This is a genomic window from Haemophilus sp. CCUG 60358 (assembly GCF_001679485.1).
Classification (GTDB): domain Bacteria; phylum Pseudomonadota; class Gammaproteobacteria; order Enterobacterales; family Pasteurellaceae; genus Haemophilus_D.
This window is the reverse complement of sequence record NZ_LZOZ01000017.1, coordinates 21,404-43,486: the sequence shown is the minus strand read 5'-3', so window position 1 is coordinate 43,486 and position 22,083 is coordinate 21,404. Positions and strand designations below refer to the sequence as shown.

Annotated in this window: 22 protein-coding genes and 1 riboswitch; of the genes, 16 read left to right on the top strand and 6 right to left on the bottom strand. The window is 39.7% G+C overall.

The features are described 5' to 3' along the window. The first annotated feature begins 139 nt into the window (after positions 1-139). From A9500_RS07985 to rplS, 11 genes are all read left to right on the top strand, one after another. The gene (locus A9500_RS07985; RefSeq protein ID WP_065244527.1) at positions 140-2,167 is read left to right on the top strand and encodes a BCCT family transporter; all 2,028 of its coding nucleotides are present in this window, start codon (positions 140-142) and stop codon (positions 2,165-2,167) included. A gap of 64 nt (positions 2,168-2,231) precedes the next feature. After that, positions 2,232-4,151, top strand: a complete 1,920-nt coding sequence (locus A9500_RS07980) for a BCCT family transporter (protein ID WP_065244624.1) — start codon at positions 2,232-2,234, stop codon at positions 4,149-4,151. Between the two features lie 165 nt (positions 4,152-4,316). Beyond that, on the top strand, positions 4,317-4,547 hold the full coding sequence (gene tatA / locus A9500_RS07975; protein ID WP_005695386.1) for a twin-arginine translocase TatA/TatE family subunit: 231 nt from the start codon (positions 4,317-4,319) through the stop codon (positions 4,545-4,547). A gap of 2 nt (positions 4,548-4,549) precedes the next feature. Beyond that, complete coding sequence (gene tatB, locus A9500_RS07970) at positions 4,550-5,155, top strand: Sec-independent protein translocase protein TatB (RefSeq protein WP_065244526.1); 606 nt, start codon at positions 4,550-4,552, stop codon at positions 5,153-5,155. Positions 5,156-5,164: 9 nt separating this feature from the next. Next, positions 5,165-5,959: a twin-arginine translocase subunit TatC gene (gene tatC, locus A9500_RS07965; protein ID WP_065244525.1), complete on the top strand. Its 795-nt coding sequence runs from the start codon at positions 5,165-5,167 to the stop codon at positions 5,957-5,959. Between the two features lie 58 nt (positions 5,960-6,017). Further along, positions 6,018-7,040: a porphobilinogen synthase gene (hemB, locus tag A9500_RS07960; protein ID WP_065244524.1), complete on the top strand. Its 1,023-nt coding sequence runs from the start codon at positions 6,018-6,020 to the stop codon at positions 7,038-7,040. Between the two features lie 231 nt (positions 7,041-7,271). Beyond that, positions 7,272-8,621, top strand: a complete 1,350-nt coding sequence (gdhA, locus tag A9500_RS07955) for an NADP-specific glutamate dehydrogenase (protein WP_065244523.1) — start codon at positions 7,272-7,274, stop codon at positions 8,619-8,621. Positions 8,622-8,847: 226 nt separating this feature from the next. Then, a complete protein-coding gene (gene rpsP, locus A9500_RS07950) occupies positions 8,848-9,093 on the top strand; it encodes a 30S ribosomal protein S16 (RefSeq protein ID WP_049374354.1) in 246 nt (81 codons plus the stop codon). Positions 9,094-9,137: 44 nt separating this feature from the next. Continuing rightward, a complete protein-coding gene (gene rimM, locus A9500_RS07945; RefSeq protein WP_065244522.1) occupies positions 9,138-9,665 on the top strand; it encodes a ribosome maturation factor RimM in 528 nt (175 codons plus the stop codon). A gap of 37 nt (positions 9,666-9,702) precedes the next feature. Next, positions 9,703-10,443: a tRNA (guanosine(37)-N1)-methyltransferase TrmD gene (gene trmD / locus A9500_RS07940; protein ID WP_065244521.1), complete on the top strand. Its 741-nt coding sequence runs from the start codon at positions 9,703-9,705 to the stop codon at positions 10,441-10,443. A 36-nt stretch (positions 10,444-10,479) separates the two neighbouring features. Then, the gene (rplS, locus tag A9500_RS07935) at positions 10,480-10,830 is read left to right on the top strand and encodes a 50S ribosomal protein L19 (RefSeq protein WP_014064141.1); all 351 of its coding nucleotides are present in this window, start codon (positions 10,480-10,482) and stop codon (positions 10,828-10,830) included. 60 nt (positions 10,831-10,890) lie between these two features. Here rplS and rho read toward each other — a convergent pair whose 3' ends face one another. Beyond that, positions 10,891-12,153, bottom strand: a complete 1,263-nt coding sequence (gene rho / locus A9500_RS07930; RefSeq protein ID WP_014064140.1) for a transcription termination factor Rho — start codon at positions 12,151-12,153, stop codon at positions 10,891-10,893. 230 nt (positions 12,154-12,383) lie between these two features. Between rho and argH the strand changes: the two genes are divergently transcribed. The 3 genes from argH (at position 12,384) to A9500_RS07915 (ending at position 15,572) form a co-directional block, all read left to right on the top strand. Continuing rightward, a complete protein-coding gene (gene argH / locus A9500_RS07925) occupies positions 12,384-13,757 on the top strand; it encodes an argininosuccinate lyase (RefSeq protein WP_065244520.1) in 1,374 nt (457 codons plus the stop codon). Between the two features lie 256 nt (positions 13,758-14,013). Then, on the top strand, positions 14,014-14,292 hold the full coding sequence (locus tag A9500_RS07920) for a helix-turn-helix domain-containing protein (protein ID WP_065244519.1): 279 nt from the start codon (positions 14,014-14,016) through the stop codon (positions 14,290-14,292). Next, on the top strand, positions 14,292-15,572 hold the full coding sequence (locus A9500_RS07915) for a type II toxin-antitoxin system HipA family toxin (RefSeq protein ID WP_083180398.1): 1,281 nt from the start codon (positions 14,292-14,294) through the stop codon (positions 15,570-15,572). The genes A9500_RS07920 and A9500_RS07915 overlap by 1 nt, the downstream gene beginning before the upstream one ends. Before the next feature lie 39 nt (positions 15,573-15,611). Here A9500_RS07915 and A9500_RS07910 read toward each other — a convergent pair whose 3' ends face one another. Genes A9500_RS07910 through serB form a run of 3 tightly spaced genes read right to left on the bottom strand, consistent with a single transcriptional unit; the run spans position 15,612 to position 17,549 of the window. Continuing rightward, complete coding sequence (locus tag A9500_RS07910) at positions 15,612-16,064, bottom strand: hypothetical protein (protein ID WP_257005684.1); 453 nt, start codon at positions 16,062-16,064, stop codon at positions 15,612-15,614. Positions 16,065-16,092: 28 nt separating this feature from the next. Beyond that, positions 16,093-16,584 (bottom strand): YajQ family cyclic di-GMP-binding protein, encoded by a 492-nt coding sequence (locus A9500_RS07905; protein ID WP_005695407.1) that lies wholly within the window; start codon positions 16,582-16,584, stop codon positions 16,093-16,095. 20 nt (positions 16,585-16,604) lie between these two features. Next, positions 16,605-17,549: a phosphoserine phosphatase gene (gene serB, locus A9500_RS07900; RefSeq protein WP_065244517.1), complete on the bottom strand. Its 945-nt coding sequence runs from the start codon at positions 17,547-17,549 to the stop codon at positions 16,605-16,607. A 68-nt stretch (positions 17,550-17,617) separates the two neighbouring features. Between serB and A9500_RS07895 the strand changes: the two genes are divergently transcribed. Continuing rightward, a complete protein-coding gene (locus A9500_RS07895) occupies positions 17,618-18,295 on the top strand; it encodes a YtjB family periplasmic protein (protein WP_143421590.1) in 678 nt (225 codons plus the stop codon). 85 nt (positions 18,296-18,380) lie between these two features. Beyond that, positions 18,381-20,378 (top strand): transketolase, encoded by a 1,998-nt coding sequence (gene tkt / locus A9500_RS07890; RefSeq protein WP_065244516.1) that lies wholly within the window; start codon positions 18,381-18,383, stop codon positions 20,376-20,378. Positions 20,379-20,497: 119 nt separating this feature from the next. Here the strand turns inward: tkt and A9500_RS07885 are convergent, their stop codons facing one another. After that, a complete protein-coding gene (locus tag A9500_RS07885) occupies positions 20,498-21,316 on the bottom strand; it encodes an IS3 family transposase (RefSeq protein ID WP_306452695.1) in 819 nt (272 codons plus the stop codon). Continuing rightward, positions 21,301-21,675 (bottom strand): transposase, encoded by a 375-nt coding sequence (locus tag A9500_RS07880; RefSeq protein ID WP_065244515.1) that lies wholly within the window; start codon positions 21,673-21,675, stop codon positions 21,301-21,303. The genes A9500_RS07885 and A9500_RS07880 overlap by 16 nt, the downstream gene beginning before the upstream one ends. A 263-nt stretch (positions 21,676-21,938) precedes the next feature. Next, a riboswitch (glycine riboswitch) is annotated at positions 21,939-22,060 on the top strand. Positions 22,061-22,083: the final 23 nt, after the last annotated feature.

The window sequence follows — 22,083 nt, the reverse complement described above, 5'->3', positions numbered from 1 at the left end:
TCCTACTGAGCGTTTTCTTCAAAATCGCACTTCTCCGTGCTATCATTTGCGATGGTTCCATCTCACCATTTAGGGCTTAAGGCCTTATTTTATTTAATCTGATTTTATTTTTATTCACTTAATTTTTAAGGGGGAAGCGTTGTCTTTATCTAAATTTATGGAAAAGCAAACGTCGTTCAATCCTTTAGTGATTGGTGCAACGTTATTTTTTGTGGTGTTGCTTGTCGCGATGATTTTAATCGCACCTGAACAAACACAAACTTTATTAAATGCTGCTAAATCGGGCATTTTTGCCAACTTTAGTTGGTTTTACGTATTAGCATTCTCAGTATTTTTGGGCTTTTTAGTCATTTTATCAGTCAGTAGCCTAGGTAATATCAAATTAGGCAATGATGAAGAAGAGCCTGAATTTGGTTTTCTGTCTTGGTTGGCGATGTTATTTGCTGCCGGTATGGGGGTAGGGTTGATGTTCTTTGGTGTAGCAGAGCCATTGACGCATTACTTATCTGATATTACCACAGGCAGCGCAGAGCATAAGCAACAAGAAGCCTTGTTACACACCTTATTCCACTGGGGAATTCATGCCTGGGCGGTGTATGGCACGATTGCGTTGGCATTGGCTTACTTTGGATTCCGTTACAAATTACCTTTGGCATTACGTTCTTGTTTCTATCCGTTATTGAAAGAGCGTATTAATGGCAAGTTAGGCGATCTTATCGACATTATGGCGTTACTTGCCACCTTATTTGGTGTTATCACAACATTAGGTTTTGGTGCATCACAATTGGGTGCAGGCTTACATCAATTAGGCTGGATTAGCGAAAATAGCTTCAGCTTGCAAGTTGTCGTAATTGCCGTGGTAATGAGTTTAGCGATATTTTCCGCGATTTCTGGTGTAGGGAAAGGGGTAAAAATCTTAAGTGAGCTGAATTTAACATTAGCTTTCTGTTTGTTGATTTTCGTATTAGTGGCGGGGCCAACACTTTATTTGTTATCTGCTTTTAGCGACAACATCGGAACTTATCTCAGCAACTTAGTCCAATTAAGCTTCAAAACCTATGTTTATGAACAAGAACATACTGGCTGGTTTAGCGGTTGGACCATTCTGTATTGGGCATGGTGGTGTTCTTGGGCGCCATTTGTCGGTTTATTTATTGCGCGTATCTCGAAAGGACGTACCATTCGCGAATTTATTTTCGGTGTGTTGGTGATTCCTAGCATGTTCGGCATCTTGTGGTTTACCGTATTTGGTAATACGGCCATTTGGTTGAATGATGGGGAAGCTGCAGGTACGTTAGGACAAATGATTTCCTCGCCCGAAACGTTACTCTTTAAATTCTTAGATTATTTACCGCTTTCTGGTGTGACCGGTTTAGTGAGTTTGGTGGTGATTTCTTTATTCTTTATCACCTCAGCAGACTCTGGTATTTATGTATTAAATAACATTGCATCACGCGATAAAAGCCTTGCAGCACCTCGTTGGCAGGCCGTAATGTGGGGCATATTAATGTCAGTTGTTGCCATTGTTTTAATGCAATCGGGTGGTTTGGCTAATCTACAGGCAATGACATTATTAGTGGCGTTACCTTTCGCCACGTTGATGTTGTTGATGTGTTTTAGTTTATGGAAAGGCTTGAATGCGGATAAAAAATATTTTGATACCAAAGTTAATCCAACCAGTATTTTCTGGACAGGGGATAAGTGGAAAGAACGTTTGGAACAAATGATGAACCAAACGCAAGAAAAAGATATTTTACGTTTCCTTAAACATACGGTATTACCGGCTATGCGTGAGCTACGCCAAGAGTTAATTAGTAAATATGAATTGAGTGTGCAAATTAACACGTTATTTGATCAAGATGAACCTGCAGTCGAGTTAGTCATTCAAAAAGATTTGATGCGAGACTTTATGTACGGGGTGAAATCTATCGGTCGTGAGGTGTCAGAGCAATTAATTAATGATGATAACTTGCCACATATCCAACATAGTATGACCTATGAGCCATACACTTATTTCTTTGATGGTCGAGTGGGTTATGATGTGCAATATATGGACCAAGATGAATTGATTGCCGATATGTTGAAACATTATGAACGTTACTTAAGTTTGCTAGACGATGTGGGTCAAGAATTGATGGCACACGAGCAAACAGAACTGGCTGAATAATAAGACTAAAGTGCGGTTGAAAATCCTCTTAATTTTTAACCGCACTTTTTATCTTAAAACAAATATGAAGATACAAAATACTTTCAAAGCAAATGTTATTTGGGGCAGTTTAGGTTTTAGTTTAGCGATTATTGCAGCCCTTTTATTTGATACGCAGCAAACGATATCTTATCTTGCTGCGGCGAAAGCCTTTATTTTCTCTCAATTTAGCTGGTTTTATATTTTACTGAGTGCATTTTTTCTATTCTTTTTACTTTTCTTGGCGTTAGGACGATACGGCGATATTAAACTAGGGAGTGATGAGGAAGAACCAGAGTTTAAATTAGGCTCTTGGATTGCGTTACTTTTTACCTCTGGAATTGGTATTGGCATTGTTTTTCTTGGTGTTGCTGAACCGCTTTCACATTTTCTTTCACCAATAGGTGAATATGAGAAAGTTCGAACAGCATTATTTTTTAGTATTTTTCATTGGAGTATCAGTGCTTGGGCTATTTATGGATTAATTGCACTTACGATTGCTTACTTCGGATTTCGCTATAAATTGCCCTTTTCTTTACGCTCTTGTTTTTATCCCTTACTGAAAGAAAAGATTAATGGAAAAGTAGGGGATATCATTGATATTCTCGGGATTTGTACCACCTTATTTGGCGTAGTCGCAACCTTAGGTTACAGTGCGATTCGGTTGGCTGCAGCATTCCATTCAATGCATTTATTGGATAACTCATCGTATTTGGTTCCCCTTATTTTAGTGAGTGTTTTTATCATTGCTATCTTAATTTCACTGCAAGGGATTGCCAACGGGTTCCGTATTCTTAGTGAGCTAAATCTAGGCGTTACATTTCTCTTTATGCTACTGGTTTTGCTATTCGGTCCGACAATATATTTAATTTCTGCTTTTACGGAAAATATTGGTACCTATTTAAGCGGTTTAATTAGAGTCGGCTTCAAGGCTTATGCCTATGATGTAGAACATTTGGATTGGTTTATGGATTGGACGGTTTTTTACTGGGCATGGTGGTTTTCATGGGCGCCAGGCTTTGGGATTTTTATCGCACGGATTTCTCGCGGACGAACTTTGCGGGAGTTTATTTTCGGCGTATTGATGGTACCAAGTTTATTCTTCGTTTTGTGGTTCACGGTATTTGGTAATGGCGCAATTTGGGTGAATGAACATCTTGCTAAGGGAGCATTAGGCCAAGCTGTAAATAATGTGGGATCACTTCTTTTTGATTTTTTGAGTTATTTACCCTATTCCGGTTTAACTAAAACGTTAGCTTTATTTATTATCACACTCTTTTTTATTGTAACCATTAACTTTGGTATTTATACGCTTAATAATATCGCAATTGAAGACAAAAGCCAGGTTTCACCTCGTTGGCAATCTATGTTTTGGGGTGGTTTATTGTCAGCTGTTACATTTGTTCTTTATCTTTTTGGCGGTATTGAAATACTACAATCAACGATGTTGTTTTTCTCTTTACCTTTTGCTCTGTTGATGTCAGTGATGGCATGGAGTTTGTTAAAAGGTTTACGATTTGAACGACAATATTATTCCACAGAGGTTTCAGATTTGTGGACAGGTGCAAACTGGCGTAGTCGTTTAAGACAGCTAGTGATTGAACCTAAGCGAGATGACGCCATTTCCCATTTAAAAACAACGGCACTTTTAGCAATGAGAGAGTTACGGCAGTTACTCATTGGTACCTATGGTCTAAATGTGACATTACAGCAACGTTTTGACGTCGATAATAATCAACTGGTCCTTTCTATTGAAAATGGATTAGCAGAAGATTTTTTTTACCAAATTACCTTGTTCGAAAAGCCTGAGCCTGAAACAGCACAAGTTCATCATGCATTAATGGTTTCAACCAATATTCAATTGGAAGGTTATCCTTTGAGTATTACAAATGAAGAGGATTTGATCGTGGACATCTTGCAATGTTATGAGCGATACATGAGAGAGCTGGATTTTGTTATTTCATAATTCCTGTCTCATGAGCAAACAGAACTGGCTGAATAATAAGAATAAAGTGCGGTTGAAAATAACATTATTTTTTGACCGCACTTTTAAAATTACCTCTTGAGACAAATGCATAAAAAGAGTATATTCAAGCCCAAATTTTCAATTTAATTCTAACGGAGTTTTTCTATGTTTGGTTTATCCCCAGCACAAATGATTATTTTATTAGTCGTGATTTTATTAGTATTCGGTACAAAAAAATTACGCAATGCGGGCTCTGATCTTGGCGCAGCAGTAAAAGGCTTTAAAAAAGCGATGTCTGATGATGAGCCAAAAAAAGATGCTGAGTTTACTCAAATTAAAGACGGCACAACAACCGCTGAAAAAACTGAAACTGTAAAAGATAAAGAACAGGCATAACCGTGTTTGATATTGGTTTTTCCGAACTTGTTTTATTGATGCTTGTGGGCTTAGTAGTACTAGGCCCTAAGCGTTTACCTGTGGCTATTCGCACGGTAATGAGCTGGGTGAAAACGATCCGTGGGTTGGCAGCTAATGTTCAAAATGAATTAAAACAAGAGCTTAAATTGCAAGAATTGCAAGATAGCATTAAGAAAGCGGAACAACTGAATCTAAAACAGCTTTCCCCAGACTTAAGTAAAACCGTTGAAGAGCTGAAAGAGCAGGCTCAAAAAATGCGTGCAGAGCTAGAAGAAAAAGCGGCTGCAGCGGGCACAACGGTAGAAGAGCAAATTAAAGAAATTAAAAGTGCGGCTGAAAATTCGGCTGATTCTGCTGAAAAACTCGTGGTGAATTCACAAGAAACTACAGAAAAACCAGCTGAAACAGCATCGACAGAGCATGTAGAGAATGAACTTGCTGAAGTTTCAGTACCTGAAAAAACAGAAGTGGATTTGACCGCACTTGAAGCCCATGAACAAGCTGAATTAACCGAGCGTTTATCTGATTACTATTCGCCGGATGATGTGGAACTGCAACCAGCACCTAAATCTGAAGCTAAGTCCTAGAGAATAATTATGAGCAATACGACGGACGATTCCCAACCGTTAATTACCCATCTTGTTGAACTCAGAAACCGCTTATTACGTTGTGTAATTTGTATTTTAGTGGTTTTTGTGGCGTTGGTTTATTTTTCTAATGATATTTATCATTTTGTCGCCGCACCTTTAACGGCTGTCATGCCAAAGGGTGCAACCATGATTGCAACCAATATTCAAACGCCTTTCTTTACGCCAATTAAATTAACCGCGATTGTATCGGTATTTATTTCGGTGCCTTATTTGCTTTATCAAATTTGGGCGTTTGTTGCACCGGCGCTGTATCAACATGAAAAACGTTTAATTTATCCGTTATTATTTTCCAGTACAGTTTTATTCTATTGCGGTGTGGCATTTGCTTATTATATTGTTTTCCCTTTTGTGTTTAGTTTCTTTACGCAAACTGCACCAGAAGGGGTAGCTATTGCAACAGATATCAGCAGTTACCTTGATTTTGCACTAGCATTATTCTTGGCTTTTGGTGTGTGTTTTGAAGTGCCTGTTGCTATTATTTTACTTTGCTGGACAGGTGTCACAACCACGAAAGCATTGGCGGCAAAACGTCCTTATATTATTGTGGGAGCGTTCTTTGTTGGCATGATCTTAACGCCACCAGACGTTTTCTCTCAAACTTTACTTGCTGTACCAATGTGCCTTCTTTTTGAATTAGGCTTGTTAGTTGCACGTTTCTATCAACCGAAAGAGAATGAAGAAGAGACAACGGATGAAGAAAGTGCGGTAGAAAATCAGGCTGATTTGAATCACAAAGATTAAGAAAATGGGCGTAGGTGATACGCCCTTTTAATATCATAAAAAAAACAGGAATATTATTATGACTCAGCAAATTTTAGGCGGTTTCCCAACCCGTCGTCTTCGTCGCTTACGTAAACATGATTTTAGCCGCCGTTTAGTGGCAGAAAATACCTTAACAGCTAATGATTTAATTTATCCGGTATTTATCATTGAAGGCGAAAATCATCGTGAGCCAGTGCCTTCTATGCCTAAAGTTGAACGTTTAACCATCGATCAATTATTAATTGAAGCAGGTCTTTTGGTGAAATATGGTGTGCCTGTGATCGCATTATTCCCTGTGGTTGAGCAAGATAAAAAATCTTTAATGGCAGATGAAGCGTTTAACCCAAATGGTTTGGTACAGCGCGCGGTAAAAGCATTGAAAGCCGCATATCCAGAATTAGGCGTATTAACTGATGTGGCGCTTGATCCTTATACTATTCATGGACAAGATGGCATCATTGATGAAGAAGGTTATGTTTTAAACGATATAACGACAGATATTCTGATCAAACAGGCACTTTCTCATGCTGAAGCAGGTGCAGATGTTGTGGCACCGAGTGATATGATGGATGGTCGTATTGGCCGTATTCGTCAGGCATTGGAAGAGAATGGCCATATCAATACACAAATTATGGCGTACTCAGCGAAATATGCGTCTAATTACTATGGTCCATTCCGTGATGCAGTCGGTTCTGCGGGTAATCTGAAAGGTGGCGATAAGAAAACTTACCAACTTGATCCGGCAAATGGAAATGAAGGCTTGCAAGAAGTTGCACTTGATTTACAAGAAGGTGCGGATATGGTGATGGTAAAACCAGGTATGCCGTATTTGGATATGGTATATCGCGTGAAAGAGTATTTCGGTGTGCCAACTTTTGCTTACCAAGTTTCTGGCGAATATGCGATGCATATGGCAGCCATTCAAAATGGTTGGTTGAAAGAAAAAGAATGCATTATGGAATCATTGCTTTGCTTTAAACGTGCGGGTGCGGATGGTATCTTGACGTACTTTGCGAAGCAGGTTGCAGAGTGGCTTTACTTAGAAGGTAAAAATAAATAAGGACTTTTTAAGTTGAAGTGTTAGCTTAGATACTGATTTTAGATCTTATCTAATAGAAACGGGAAAATATTAAATGTTTTCTCGTTTTTTATTTTTTCTTCATTTTTTCTATAAAAAAACTATTGCTGAATTGATTTTTCTATTGCTATATTGAAGGCACACCGCAAGAAGACGGTGAAATAAAATAATTTTACACACATCATACTCACTCACTACTAGAAGGAAAATCCTATGTCAGCAGTAGCATCCTTAGACGAATTTCTTGAAAAAGTGGCTCAACGTGACGGCCACCAACCTGAATTTTTACAAGCCGTTCGTGAAGTATTCACTTCAATCTGGCCTTTCTTGGAAGCAAATCCTAAATACCGTTCAGAAGCTTTATTAGAGCGTTTAGTTGAACCTGAGCGTGCATTTCAGTTCCGTGTGGCGTGGACTGATGATAAAGGTCAAGTTCAAGTAAACCGAGCTTTTCGCATACAATTCAACAGCGCAATTGGTCCATACAAAGGCGGAATGCGTTTCCATCCATCTGTTAACTTATCGATTTTAAAATTCTTAGGCTTTGAACAGATCTTTAAAAATGCCTTAACCACATTGCCAATGGGCGGTGCGAAAGGCGGTTCAGATTTTGATCCTAAAGGAAAATCAGATGCAGAAGTCATGCGTTTTTGCCAAGCGTTAATGGCTGAGCTTTATCGTCATGTCGGTCCGGATACCGATGTGCCGGCAGGCGATATCGGTGTAGGTGGTCGAGAGGTCGGCTATCTTGCAGGCTATATGAAAAAATTATCAAACCAAGCTGCTTGTGTGTTTACGGGGCGTGGTCTTTCATTCGGTGGGAGTTTAATTCGTCCTGAAGCGACGGGTTATGGTTTGGTGTATTTCGCACAAGCAATGCTCGCTGAAAAAGGGGATTGCTTCCAAGGTAAAACCGTTTTAGTTTCTGGCTCGGGTAACGTGGCTCAATATGCCATTGAAAAAGCGATGGAGCTCGGTGCGAAAGTGGTAACCTGTTCTGACTCGGCGGGTTATGTATATTTGCCAGAAGGTTTTGATCGTGAAAAATTAGCCGCGTTATTAGAACTCAAAAACGTAAAACGTGGTCGCGTAAAAGAATTTGCGGAACAGTTTGGTTTGCAATATGTTGCGGGTAAACGCCCTTGGGAAGTGAAAGCTGATATCGCTCTTCCTTGTGCAACCCAAAACGAATTAGAGATTTCAGACGCTAAAGCCTTAATTGCAAATGGCGTGAAATTAGTTGCTGAAGGTGCAAACATGCCAACCACTATCGAAGCTACAGAGGCATTCTTAGAGGCTGGCGTGTTATTTGGGCCTGGCAAAGCAGCAAATGCCGGTGGTGTAGCAACGTCAGGTTTAGAAATGGCACAAAGCTCACAACGTTTGTATTGGTCGGCTGAAGAAGTGGATAAACAGCTTCATCGTATCATGTTAGATATTCATGCAAACTGTAAAAAATATGGCACTGTCTCGGGTCAAGCAAACATCAACTATGTTGTCGGGGCAAATGTCGCAGGCTTTGTGAAAGTGGCTGATGCAATGTTGGCGCAAGGGGTTTATTAAGCCAATAAATGAATGAAAATTTGACCGCACTTTGTGATGAAGTGCGGTCATTTTTTATAGTGAATTTCTCAAGTTGAAATGGGCTTGTGGCTTGCTTTTTTGCTCAAAAAGTGTAAAATCTTCAGGCTTTTTGTCTATATATACAGAGAAAAAAGTAAGCTATATTCTTAAATCACTTTCGAGTTTGAGAATATTCTTTTAGTAATTAAACATTTAGAGGAAGGTTATGGTAACCATTCGTTTATCTCGTGGCGGAGCTAAAAAACGCCCATTTTATCAAATCGTAGTAACTGACAGCCGTTCACCACGTGACGGTCGTTTCATTGAGCGTGTAGGTTTCTTCAACCCAATCGCACAAGGTAACGCAGAGCGTCTTCGTGTTGATCTTGAGCGTGTAAACCACTGGGTTGCTCAAGGTGCTTCACTTTCAGACCGTGTTGCGACTTTGGTAAAAGAAGCTCAAAAAGCATAATCTCGCTTTTTGATTTAGTTCTTAAACTAAGATAGGTGAAAAATATGGAACAACAACGTATTGAAGTTGTGGGCAAATTAGGCTCAACCTACGGTATCCGTGGGTGGTTACGTATTTATTCATCAACAGAACAAGCTGAAAGCATTTTTGATTATCAACCTTGGTTTTTAAAAATCAAAGGTGAATGGCAGCCAACTGAATTAGAAAACTGGCGTCATCATAATCACGAAATCATCGTCAAATTAAAAGGCGTTGATGATCGTGAAGCCGCACAAATTTTAGCAAATGTTGAAATTGGTGTGGATTTATCTGTATTCCCAGAACTGGAAGAAGGTGATTATTACTGGCACGACTTAATCGGTTGTTCAGTCGTAAACTTAGAAGGTTATACAATGGGAACGGTAACAGAGATGATGGAAACCGGTTCTAATGATGTGTTAGTGGTTAAAGCCAATACTAAAGATGCTTTTGGAAAACAAGAGCGGTTAATTCCGTTTTTGTATGAACAAGTAGTTAAAAGAGTCGATCTCACCACGAAAACAATTGAAGTGGATTGGGACGCTGGTTTCTAATCTCAAGTATGCACAAACGTAATGTAGTAGGCTTTTTATGTGGATAGGGGTGATTTCATTATTCCCCGAAATGTTTAAAGCGATTACGGAATTTGGGGTTACAGGTAGAGCCGTAAAATATAATCTTCTGCAAGTGGAATGTTGGAATCCAAGAGATTTTACATTCGACAAGCATAAAACCGTGGATGACCGTCCTTATGGTGGTGGTCCGGGAATGCTGATGATGGTGCAACCTTTACGGGATGCGATTCATGCTGCGAAAGCAGCGGCAGGAGAAGGCGCAAAGGTGATTTACCTTTCGCCACAAGGACGTAAACTCGATCAAGGCGGCGTAACCGAGCTTGCTCAAAATCAGAAATTGATTTTGGTATGTGGACGTTACGAAGGTATTGATGAGCGATTGATTCAAACTGAAATCGATGAAGAATGGTCAATCGGCGATTACGTTCTGACCGGTGGGGAATTGCCGGCAATGACATTAATTGATGCTGTTGCGCGTTTTATTCCCGGTGTATTAGGCAAGCAAGCCTCCGCAGAAGAAGATTCTTTTGCAGACGGTTTATTAGATTGCCCGCATTACACCAGACCGGAAGTGTTAGAAGGATTAACTGTACCACCTGTGCTGATGTCGGGACATCACGAAGAAATTCGGAAATGGCGATTAAAACAATCGCTACAAAGAACGTGGCTCCGACGTCCTGAGCTCTTAGAAGGCCTAGCTCTGACTGACGAACAACGTAAACTGTTAAAAGAGGCGCAAGCCGAGCATAACAGTTAGTTTCAGTTACATCTAGGATCAATAAAGGATCAAACAATGTCTAACATTATCAAACAACTTGAACAAGAACAATTAAAACAAAACGTACCTAGCTTCCGCCCAGGTGATACTTTAGAAGTTAAAGTATGGGTAGTTGAAGGTAGCAAACGTCGTTTGCAAGCATTCGAAGGCGTGGTTATTGCAATTCGTAACCGTGGTTTGCATTCAGCATTCACTTTACGTAAAATTTCTAACGGTGTAGGTGTTGAGCGTGTATTCCAAACTCACTCACCAGTTGTAGATTCAATCACTGTTAAACGTAAAGGTGCAGTACGTAAAGCTAAACTTTACTACTTACGTGAACGTTCAGGTAAATCTGCTCGTATTAAAGAGCGTTTGGGCGAATAATTCGCAAAATAAAAAAGGCTTGGTTTTCCAAGCCTTTTTTATTTTTAAGTGCGGTCAGAATTAAGACCGCTTCATAATTTCAAAAAACTCATCGTTGGTTTTCGCCACCATAAGTTTGTCGATGAGGAATTCCATCGCTTCCACTTCACCCATCGGGTTAAGGATTTTGCGTAGAATCCACATTTTTTGTAATTCATCTGGTGTGGTAAGTAAGTCTTCTTTACGCGTACCAGAACGATTGAAGTCGATCGCTGGGAATACACGTTTTTCTGCAATTTTGCGAGAAAGATGCAATTCCATGTTACCAGTACCTTTAAATTCTTCAAAGATAACCTCATCCATTTTTGAACCGGTATCCACAAGCGCAGTTGCAATAATGGTTAAGCTACCACCTTCTTCTACATTACGCGCCGCACCAAAGAAACGTTTTGGACGATGTAAAGCATTAGCATCCACACCACCAGAAAGAATTTTACCGGATGCTGGTGTCACGGTATTGTAAGCACGTGCTAAACGAGTAATAGAGTCGAGTAAAATCACCACATCTTTTTTATGCTCAACAGAACGTTTTGCTTTCTCAATAACCATTTCTGCCACTTGAACGTGACGGGTTGCAGGTTCATCAAAGGTAGAAGCAATCACTTCACCTTTTACCGAACGTTGCATTTCCGTTACTTCTTCTGGACGTTCATCAATTAAAAGCACGATAAGCTCACATTCTGGATAATTGTGCGTGATGCTTTGTGCAATGTTTTGTAACAACATGGTTTTACCGGCTTTTGGCGGAGCCACGATAAGACCACGTTGCCCTTTACCAATTGGAGACGCTAAATCCAAAATACGCGCGGTTAAGTCTTCGGTTGAACCATTACCACGTTCCATTCTTAAACGAGAATTTGCGTGTAATGGGGTTAAGTTTTCGAAAAGAATTTTGCTACGAGAGACTTCAGGTTTGTCATCGTTGACTTGGTCGACTTTTAAAAGTGCAAAATAACGTTCGCCTTCTTTTGGTGGACGGATTTTGCCTTCGATTTTATCACCAGTTTGTAGATTGAAACGACGAATTTGACTTGGGGAAACGTAGATGTCATCAGGACCAGCAAGGTAGGAACTGTCTGCGGAGCGTAAGAAACCGAAACCATCGGGTAAAATCTCCAATACGCCGCCACCAAAAATATCTTCACCGCTCTTGGCGTGCTGTTTCAAAATAGCAAAAACAATATCTTGTTTACGTAAACGGGCAAGATTTTCCAAACCCATTTGTTCTTCGCCAAGTTTCACAAGATCAGAAACAGGCGTATTTTTAAGTTCTGTAAGATGCATAATTAATAATGTTGGAATTAATAAGAGTTGATAATACTGAATTGTTTGAATGGTGGGCAATGCCCTTAAGAATGCTGCGTAAATTACCACTAAAATGCAGTACTGTCTAGTTTTTGTTAGAAAAAACAGGGTAAAATAGCGGACGATATAGAGATTATCATTGCATATTGATTAATTATGCGTGATAATTGAATAATTAATCATTTTTATAATCGAGATAAGGATAACTTATGGCTCTCTGGGGTGGTCGTTTTACACAAGCGGCAGACAAACGTTTTAAAGATTTTAATGATAGCCTGCGTTTTGATTATCGCTTGGCTGAGCAAGATATTGAAGGCTCAATTGGTTGGTCCAAAGCCTTAGTGAATGTTGGTGTTTTAAGTGCGGAAGAGCAACAACAGCTAGAGGTTGCCTTAAATGAATTATTAATCGAAGTGCGGTCAAATCCACAAGCGATTTTACAAGATGATGCAGAAGATATTCATAGCTGGGTGGAAAGTAAACTTATCGATAAAGTGGGGAATTTAGGTAAAAAATTACACACGGGTCGTAGCCGTAATGACCAAGTTGCACTTGATATTAAAATGTGGTGTAAACAGCGAGTAGTTGAGTTGCAAGAGTCTGTTCGTAATCTTCAACGTCACTTAGTACAAACTGCTGAAAATACGCAAGATGCGGTGATGCCAGGTTATACCCATTTACAACGTGCACAACCAATCACTTTTGCCCATTGGTGTATGGCTTATGTGGAGATGTTTGAGCGTGATTATTCACGTCTCGCCGATGCTTATAAACGCATGAATAGCTGCCCATTAGGCAGTGGCGCACTTGCAGGAACAGCCTATGCAGTCGATCGTGAACAATTAGCCACCGATCTTGGTTTTGCTTTTGCGACGCGTAATAGTTTGGATAGCGTCTCTGATCGTGACCATATTGTGGAATTGCTTTCAACGGCGTCTTTAAGTATGGCGCACCTTTCTCGTTTCGCAGAAGATATGATTATTTTCAACAGTGGTGAAGCGAATTTTGTGGAATTGTCAGATCGTGTGACTTCAGGCTCGTCTTTAATGCCGCAAAAGAAAAATCCAGACGCTTGTGAATTGATTCGTGGTAAAGCGGGCCGTGTCATGGGGGCATTAACCGGTATGTTGATGACTTTAAAAGGTTTGCCGTTAGCGTATAACAAAGATATGCAAGAAGACAAAGAAGGGATCTTTGATGCGCTAGATACCTGGCAAGATTGCGTAGATATGGCGACTTTTGTACTAGATGAATTAAAAGTGAATACCGACCGCACACGCGAAGCTGCCTTAAAAGGTTATTCAAATGCAACAGAGCTAGCGGATTACCTTGTGGCAAAAGGCGTGCCATTCCGAGATTCTCATCATATTGTCGGTGAAACCGTGGTTTATGCCATTGAAAAAGGCAAAGCCTTGGAAGACTTAACCATCCCAGAATTCCGTCAATTCAGTGATGTGGTAGGGGATGATGTATATGACATTCTTTCACTACAATCTTGTTTGGATAAACGTTGTGCGAAAGGTGGGGTTTCACCACTTCGTGTGGCAGAAGCGATTGCAGAAGCAAAAGCGAGATTGGCTTAATTGATATAAAGCAAAAGAACGGTTAAAAAATGCTGTATTTTTTGACTGTTCTTTTTATTTGTTTTAAAACGACAACACTCAAATTATTTTAATTACTGCTCTTGGATTTTATCTAATCCAGATTAATATTCCGTTTTTGCATTTTTATACTTTGCAAGATATAAAACATAAATTATACTTTACAAGATATAAAATGATATTTATACTCTATGGCGTATAAATTGAAGTTATATGCCGTAGGGTATAAGGAGTAGTAATGGTTATTACCACCGCAAAAATGCTTTCTCATGTAATTCGGGAATTTCGTTATCAAGGTGATCTGTCACAAACTGATGTGGCTAAACTTGCTGGGACTACCCAAGCTAGAATTTCAGCGTTTGAAAATGATCCAGAGCGTACAAAATTAGAAACGTTATTTAAAATTCTAGCTGGATTAGAGCTAGAACTTGTTGTGCAACCACGCAAAAAGTCATCTGATATCATCCGTTCAATCAAAGAACCAACTGCAACATACGATGACGATGAGGCGTGGTGATGAGCAATACTATTCTAAATGTTGCCATGAATGGCTTATTGGTAGGTGAATGGCGAAAACTCACTAGCGGTGCAACTGAATTTCAGTATGCTAAAAAATGGCTAGAATCTGCGCGTTCACGCCCTATTTCATTGTCATTGCCCTTATCGCACAAAATTTATCGAGGCGATTCTGTTTATAATTTCTTTGATAATCTTCTCCCTGACAACGAGCAGATCCGTTCACGGATTCAACAACGTTTCCAAACCTCAACGAAATCCCCATTTGATTTACTTTCAGCGATTGGACAGGATTGTATCGGCGCAATTCAGCTTTATCAGGGCGAAAGTCGCTCGGTACGTCAAATTTATGCAGAACCGCTAAATAACAATGAGGTGGAAAACGTGCTGAAAAACTACCGCACTTTCCCTCTCGGTATGGAAGAAAGCGAAGATTTCAGAATTTCTTTAGCTGGTGCTCAGGAAAAAACAGCACTACTTTATTACCAGAATCAATGGCAGCGCCCTTTGCATTCCACCGCGACTAGCCATATTTTTAAACTCCCAATTGGGATGGTAGCACAAGGGCAGCTTGATCTTTCCGGTAGCTGTGAAAACGAATGGCTTTGCTTGAATATTATGAAAGCCTTCGATTTGCCGGTTCCTCAAAGCCAAATTCAGTATTTCGGTGAAATGAAAGTGCTGATTGTGGAGCGCTTTGATCGCCGTTGGTCTGAAAATAGGAGTTGGCTCATTCGCTTGCCACAAGAAGATATGTGCCAAGCGCTGAATATTGCTCCTGCACGAAAATATGAAAATGACGGTGGGCCAAGCATTCTTCAAATTATGTCGCTCCTCAATGGCTCATCTAATGCTCAAGCAAATCGCAAGCAATTTTTTAAAGCACAAATTATTTTCTGGTTGCTTTGCGCCATTGACGGACATGGTAAAAATTTCAGTCTATTTTTAGAACAAGAGAATCGCTATCGTCTAACGCCTTTTTATGATGTGATGTCTGCCTATCCACTAATCAAACACAACGGACTACAAAAGCAAAAAGTCAAAATGGCAATGGCGTGGCAGGGCGAAAATAAACATTATTTATGGGATAAAATACGACTCCGACATATTTTCAATACCGCTAAACTCGCAGGCTTGGCAAAGGAAGTGGTAGAGGAAATTTTGCATGAGATCAGTGTTAGATATCCAAAAGTAAGTGAAATAAATACCCATGGATTACCTGAGGAAATTGTTGAGCCAATTTTAATGGGATTGGAATCAAAGATGAAAAAGATAAGTTAAAAAAAACGGTGCAGATCATTTTTGACCGCTCTTTCGTTTTTATGGCGTAGGTGGATCCATTAATTCAAGGATTTTATCGGTAGGCTCTTTTATATCGAAACTCGATTCCATTAATAATGAGAAAGTCTCGTCATTTCGTTTGCAAGCAGCATGAGAAATTAGCTTACCTTTCTCATTACGCAAATCGATAGTAACTTGATTGATGCCCGTCTTATCTGCGGCGCTCTCTTTTATTATAGTCCACAACTGATTATTTTCTGTTGGTGGAAGAAAAAGAGTCGCTTCCGTGGCATAAGCTTGTAAGTAAGCATTATCTATCGTTTGATGAGCCACATTCACATCATTTTTCATGTAAGTGAATGTTTTAAGATTATTTAGCGCGACCCAAAGTTTTTCCCCTTTGGTGCTTTCACATTTTACAACATCAATGACGCTATCACCGAGATTCATGGCATTCTCATTTGCGAGCGAACATGCTGGAATTGCAGCCAAAAATACCCACAGATATTTTTTCATTAAATTAATCTCTAAAGTTATTAAATTGGAATGGTTGACCTAATTCAGCGCCTTTCACTAATTGAATAACAGCTTGTAAGTCATCACGGGATTTACCAGTTACGCGTACTTGTTCACCTTGAATTTGAGTTTGCACTTTGATTTTTGAATCTTTCACTAATTTAGTGATTTTTTTCGCCATCTCCGTTTCAATCCCTTGTTTTAATTTAATTTCTTTGGTGTAAAGTTTACCGTGGTGTTCACTTTCTGTTGGAATATCCAATGAGCTATGCTCAATGCCGCGTTTTACAAACGCACCAATTAAGATTTCAATTAATTGCTCTAATTGGAAATCAGATTCGGTCGTCACTTTTACAGTTTCGCTTTTTTCATTTAATTCAATGACCGCTTCCACGCCACGGAAATCATAACGTGTACTTAATACGCGGTTTGCATTTTCAACCGCATTACGCACTTCGTGCATAGTAATTTCAGATACGATATCAAAAGATGGCATAAGTTTTCTCCCAAAATGAATTAAATTCGATCATTTGCACTTAAAAGACATAAAAGTGCGGTTAAGTCAGCAAAGTTTACCACAATTTGCGCTTGTTGTTGCACCTTCGGTTTGGCATGGAATGCTACGCCCAATCCGGCGACATTCATCATCGCCAAATCATTGGCGCCATCACCAATGGCGAGGGTGTTTTTGCGTGGAATATGGTATTCTTCAGCGAGTTTTTGCAAGGTATTCGCTTTGTATTGTGCATCGACTACGCTACCTTTTACATTGCCAGTCAGCGTGCCATCAATAATTTCAAATTGATTAGAAGCCGCAAAGTCGAGGTTTAATAAACTTTTTAAATAATCGGCGAAATAGGTAAAGCCACCAGAAGCGATGGCGGTTTTCCAACCATGTTGTTGTAATGTCTTAATGGTTTCAATTAAGCCTGGCATTAAAGGCAATTTTTCACGTACTTGCTGCAAAATACTTTCTGGTGCACCTTTAAGTGTACCCACTCGACGACGCAAACTTTGTTCAAAATCGAGCTCTCCACGCATTGCGCTTTCAGTAATGGCAGAAACTAATTCACCTGTGCCAGCCAGTTTAGCAATTTCATCGATACATTCAATTTGAATGGCAGTAGAATCCATATCCATTACCAATAAACCTTTTTCTGATAATTTTGCATCAAAATCCAGTTTGGCGATGTCTAATTGCAGGTCGTGAGCATGGGCAATAAAATCGGCTAGCCATTTGCCTTTTAAAAGAACAACGGTATTTTTTTCAACGTTCCATGCATCAAAACACAGGAAAGATTGACCGCACTTTTGTTGGAATTCGAGTAATTTGGCTAAATTCAGCGTTGTACCGTATAAAATAAACGCATGCGATTCATCGGAGTGAGGCAAATCAGACGAAAGTGCGGTGGGGAATTGGGGATATTTTTGGGTAATGCTTGCAAGGTTTTGAATTTGCATAGAAAATCCTGTAAATTGTGAATACTCATCTATTCTAGCCGATCTTGGCGAAAAAATGGAAAAACAACGTGCAATTAATTAAAGAAAAACTTCAAAAATCACTGATGTTTGGACTCATCATTCTGCTTTGTATCGGTGCCATGGCGGTGATTTTATTTGGTGTGAAACAATTTAAGATTGGTTCACAGCTTTCAAGTGTGAATCAAGTAGCAAATTTATCGCATACTTTGGTTCGTCAGCAAGCCAATTTATTTTCAGTTTTATTAACCAATAATGCTAAATCCGATCAGCTCGTTGAAAATTTAGATAATTTAGTTAAAGAGAATTTTGTGTTTGATGCGACCATTTATGATTATAACGGCAAAGAATTGGCACAAAGTACTAATACCGGCAATCTTCGTGAGCAACTTGGCCTAGAACATAAAAATGAAGGTGAATTTTCAACACAACAAATTGTTGAGCCGATTTATTCCGCTTCCAATAATGCCGTTCGTGGCTTTTTGAGGGTAACATTTGATGCCCAATATGCTCAAACGACGCAGAGCAAAATTAATCAAGTCTTCCACCGCTTATATGGTGAAATTGTCGTGGTTTTTTTATTAGGTGCTTTATTCGCCAGTTCCATTCATTATTTTTTAAGTCATTATCGTCGAATATATCGAAAACCAGTAGAAACTAAAACGGTGGTAAATTTACAAGGTAAATCGAGTAGCCAACGTTTCCATCAACGTCGTCGAAGAATTTGATCAAGGTAAATAAAATTGCAGATATTGCTCAAGTCAATCAGTAAATAAGGTAGAATACTCAGAATTATTTAGACAGGAGAAAAACATGGCAACTCGTAGACAACTCGCCAACGCAATTCGTGCGCTATCAATGGATGCAGTACAAAAAGCAAAATCAGGCCACCCTGGCGCACCAATGGGAATGGCGGATATCGCTGAGGTATTATGGCGCGATTTCTTAAAACACAATCCAAACAACCCTAAATGGGCTGATCGCGACCGTTTTGTGCTTTCTAACGGCCACGGTTCAATGTTGATTTATAGCTTATTACATTTAACATGCTACGATCTTTCTATCGAAGATTTAAAACAATTCCGTCAATTACATTCTAAAACGCCTGGCCACCCAGAATATGGTTATGCACCTGGTGTTGAAACCACAACTGGTCCGTTAGGTCAAGGTATCACCAATGCTGTAGGTATGGCGATTGCTGAGAAAACCTTAGCGGGTCAATTTAACCGTGAAGGCCATGAAATCGTAGACCACCACACTTATGTGTTCTTAGGCGATGGCTGTTTAATGGAAGGGATTTCTCACGAGGCTTGCTCTTTAGCAGGAACATTAGGTCTTGGTAAATTAATCGCATTCTACGATGACAACAACATTTCGATTGATGGTCATGTTGATGGCTGGTTCAGTGATGATACCGCAGCACGTTTTGAAGCTTATGGCTGGCAAGTGATCCGCAATGTGGATGGTCACGATGCAGAACAAATCCGTGCAGCGACTATTCTTGCTCAAGCAGAAAAAGAAAAACCAACGTTGATTATTTGTAAAACGATCATTGGTTTTGGTTCACCAAATAAATCAGGCTCTCACGATTGTCACGGTGCACCATTAGGTGATGAAGAAATCGCATTAACCCGTAAAGCACTAGGCTGGGAATATGGTCCATTTGAAATTCCGGCTGAATACTATGCTGAATGGTCTGCGAAAGAAAAAGGCGCTGCAGCAGAAAAATCTTGGGAAGAAAAATTTGCCGCTTATGCTAAAGCATATCCAGAACTTGCGGCAGAATTTACACGTCGTGTAAACGGTGAATTACCAGCAAATTGGGCAGCAGAATCTAAAGAGTTCATTGAAAAATTACAAGCAAATCCTGCAAGCATTGCAAGCCGTAAAGCATCACAAAATGCCATTGAAGCTTATGCACATGTGTTACCTGAATTTTTAGGTGGCTCAGCAGACTTAGCAAGCTCTAACTTAACGTTATGGAGCGGTTCTAAACCAATTCGTGCACACGAAAACGTAGGTGGTAACTACCTTAACTATGGTGTGCGTGAGTTCGGTATGTCAGCGATCATGAATGGTATTGCTTTACATGGTGGTTTCATTCCTTACGGTGCAACCTTCTTAATGTTCTACGAATATGCACACAATGCGGTGCGTATGGCAGCATTAATGAAGCAACGCGCTTTATTCGTTTATACTCATGACTCTATCGGCTTAGGTGAAGATGGTCCAACTCACCAACCCGTTGAGCAAACCGCATCATTACGCTTAATTCCAAATCTTGAAACATGGCGTCCGTGTGACCAGGTGGAATCAGCTATCGCATGGCAACAAGCTGTTGAACGCCAAGATGGTCCAAGTGCGTTGATCTTTACCCGTCAAAACTTAGCCCAAATGGACCGCACTTCTGCACAATTAGATGCGGTTAAACGTGGTGCTTATGTGTTAAAAGACTGTGATGGCACACCTGAGTTAATCTTCATTGCAACAGGTTCTGAAGTAGAATTAGCGGTGAAAGCGGCTGAAGCATTAAGTGCAGAAGGTAAAAAAGTACGTGTCGTCTCTATGCCAAGCACTAACCGTTTCGATAAACAAGATGCAGCGTACCGCGAAAGTGTATTACCAGCAGCTGTAACCAAACGTGTTGCGATTGAAGCGGGTATTGCCGACTTCTGGTATAAATACGTTGGCTTTGAAGGTCGCGTGGTAGGTATGAATAGCTTCGGTGAATCAGCACCTGCGGATCAATTATTCAAACTCTTTGGTTTCACCGTGGATAACGTGGTGGCAAAAGTAAAAGAGATTTTATAATTATTAAAATAGATAAGGGCAGGTAATTACCTGCCTTTCTTTTTTAAGAAAGTGCGGTCAAAAAATAAGAAAATTTTTGACTGCACTTTGATCTGCCCCCCAAAAGTTGGACAGGTTAGTTAACTTAAATATTGAGCTCGGTATTGCACTGGGCTCAATTCTCTTAAACCAAGTTTAATTCGTTTTTGGTTGTAATACACTAAATATTCTTCAATTTCAGCCTGTAATTCAGCAATTGAATGATAAGTTCGAGAGTAAAAGCACTCTGATTTTAATATTGCAAAAAAACTTTCAATCACCGCATTATCGTAGCAATTTCCTCGGCGGCTCATACTTTGAACCGCTTTACCCTCCAACATTTTCACCCATTCCGCCGAACCATACAATACGCCTTGGTCGCTATGAATAATCGGGCACTCTATCGGTTTAATTCGACTAAGTCCTTGTTCTAACATCTTTTTTACCAATGAAAATTTGGGGCGTGTCGCAAAGTTATAGGCAATAATTTCTCGGTTAGCCAAGTCCATTAACGGTGAAAAATAAAGCTTTTCTTGCCCAACCTGAAATTCCGTTACATCCGTTACCCATTTTTGATTGAGTGCCGTCGCTGTAAAATCACGATTCAGTAAATTCGGGGCAATATGTGATGTTTTTCCACGTTTCCCATGTCTTTTTTTGCGTAAAATGGAATGAATACCTAACTCGTTCATTAGCTTTAACACCGTTTTATGATTCAAATGAAAACCCATTTGGCGTAATTTAAACGTCATGGGGCGATAACCATCTCGTTTTCTGTTCTTTTTATACAGCGATAAGATAGCTTCTTTAGCTTCGTGATAATTTCGCTTAATCTCTTTATAGTAAAAGCTTGAGCGAGTCATTTTAGACACATGAAGTAAATCATTTAACGCGTGGTCCAGCTTCAATCTTTCAATGATTTTTCTTTTTTCTGTCGTTGTTTTTGTCGGTCGAACGCCTCCAACTCCTTTAGATAAGCAATCTCCGCACGAGCTAAGGCGAGCTCTCGTTGTAACTTTTTAAACGCTTTAGGTGAAAAGTCTGTAGTTTCTGGAATTTCAATGTCTTTCTTTTTCATCTTTAGCTTCACTATTTTTGGTGTTTGAAGGTTTGTATAAGGCGATTTTACGCCATCAAGCCCTCTTTCCCGAAATGCTTTTAGCCAATAAATGACGAGAGCATGGGAAATTTTATGAAGTTTAGCCACCTCACGGATGCCATAATCCTGTTCGGTGACAAGTTTGATAATTTTCAAACGAAATTGATAAGAGTAGGACATAATCTGCACCTCAAAGTAGGTGTCCAGATTTTGGGGTACAGATCACTTTGTTTTTATCGGCTTTCACCTTGTTATCTAAGCCTTTTTTCGTCAATCCATTGAGTTAGCTTTTTAAGTTTGTTAGAATTTGCAGTACTTTTTGCAATAAGAATAAAACGTAAAAAGTGAGTTCGGAAGAAGGTAGCTGGAGAGTAGGGAATTGCCCCTACGCCGACGAGGTAAAATCTTTCAGGCGCAATCGCAAGATTGCAGGGACTGTTACTGGACGAACCCTTGGAGAGATCCATTGCATTTTATTGATGTAAATGGACGCCGAAGGCGCAAAAGAGCGGTCGATTTTTCGATTGTTTTCCAAACGCTCAGGCAAAAGGACAGGGGCAAAAGACAATCGGTATTATCAAAATATTT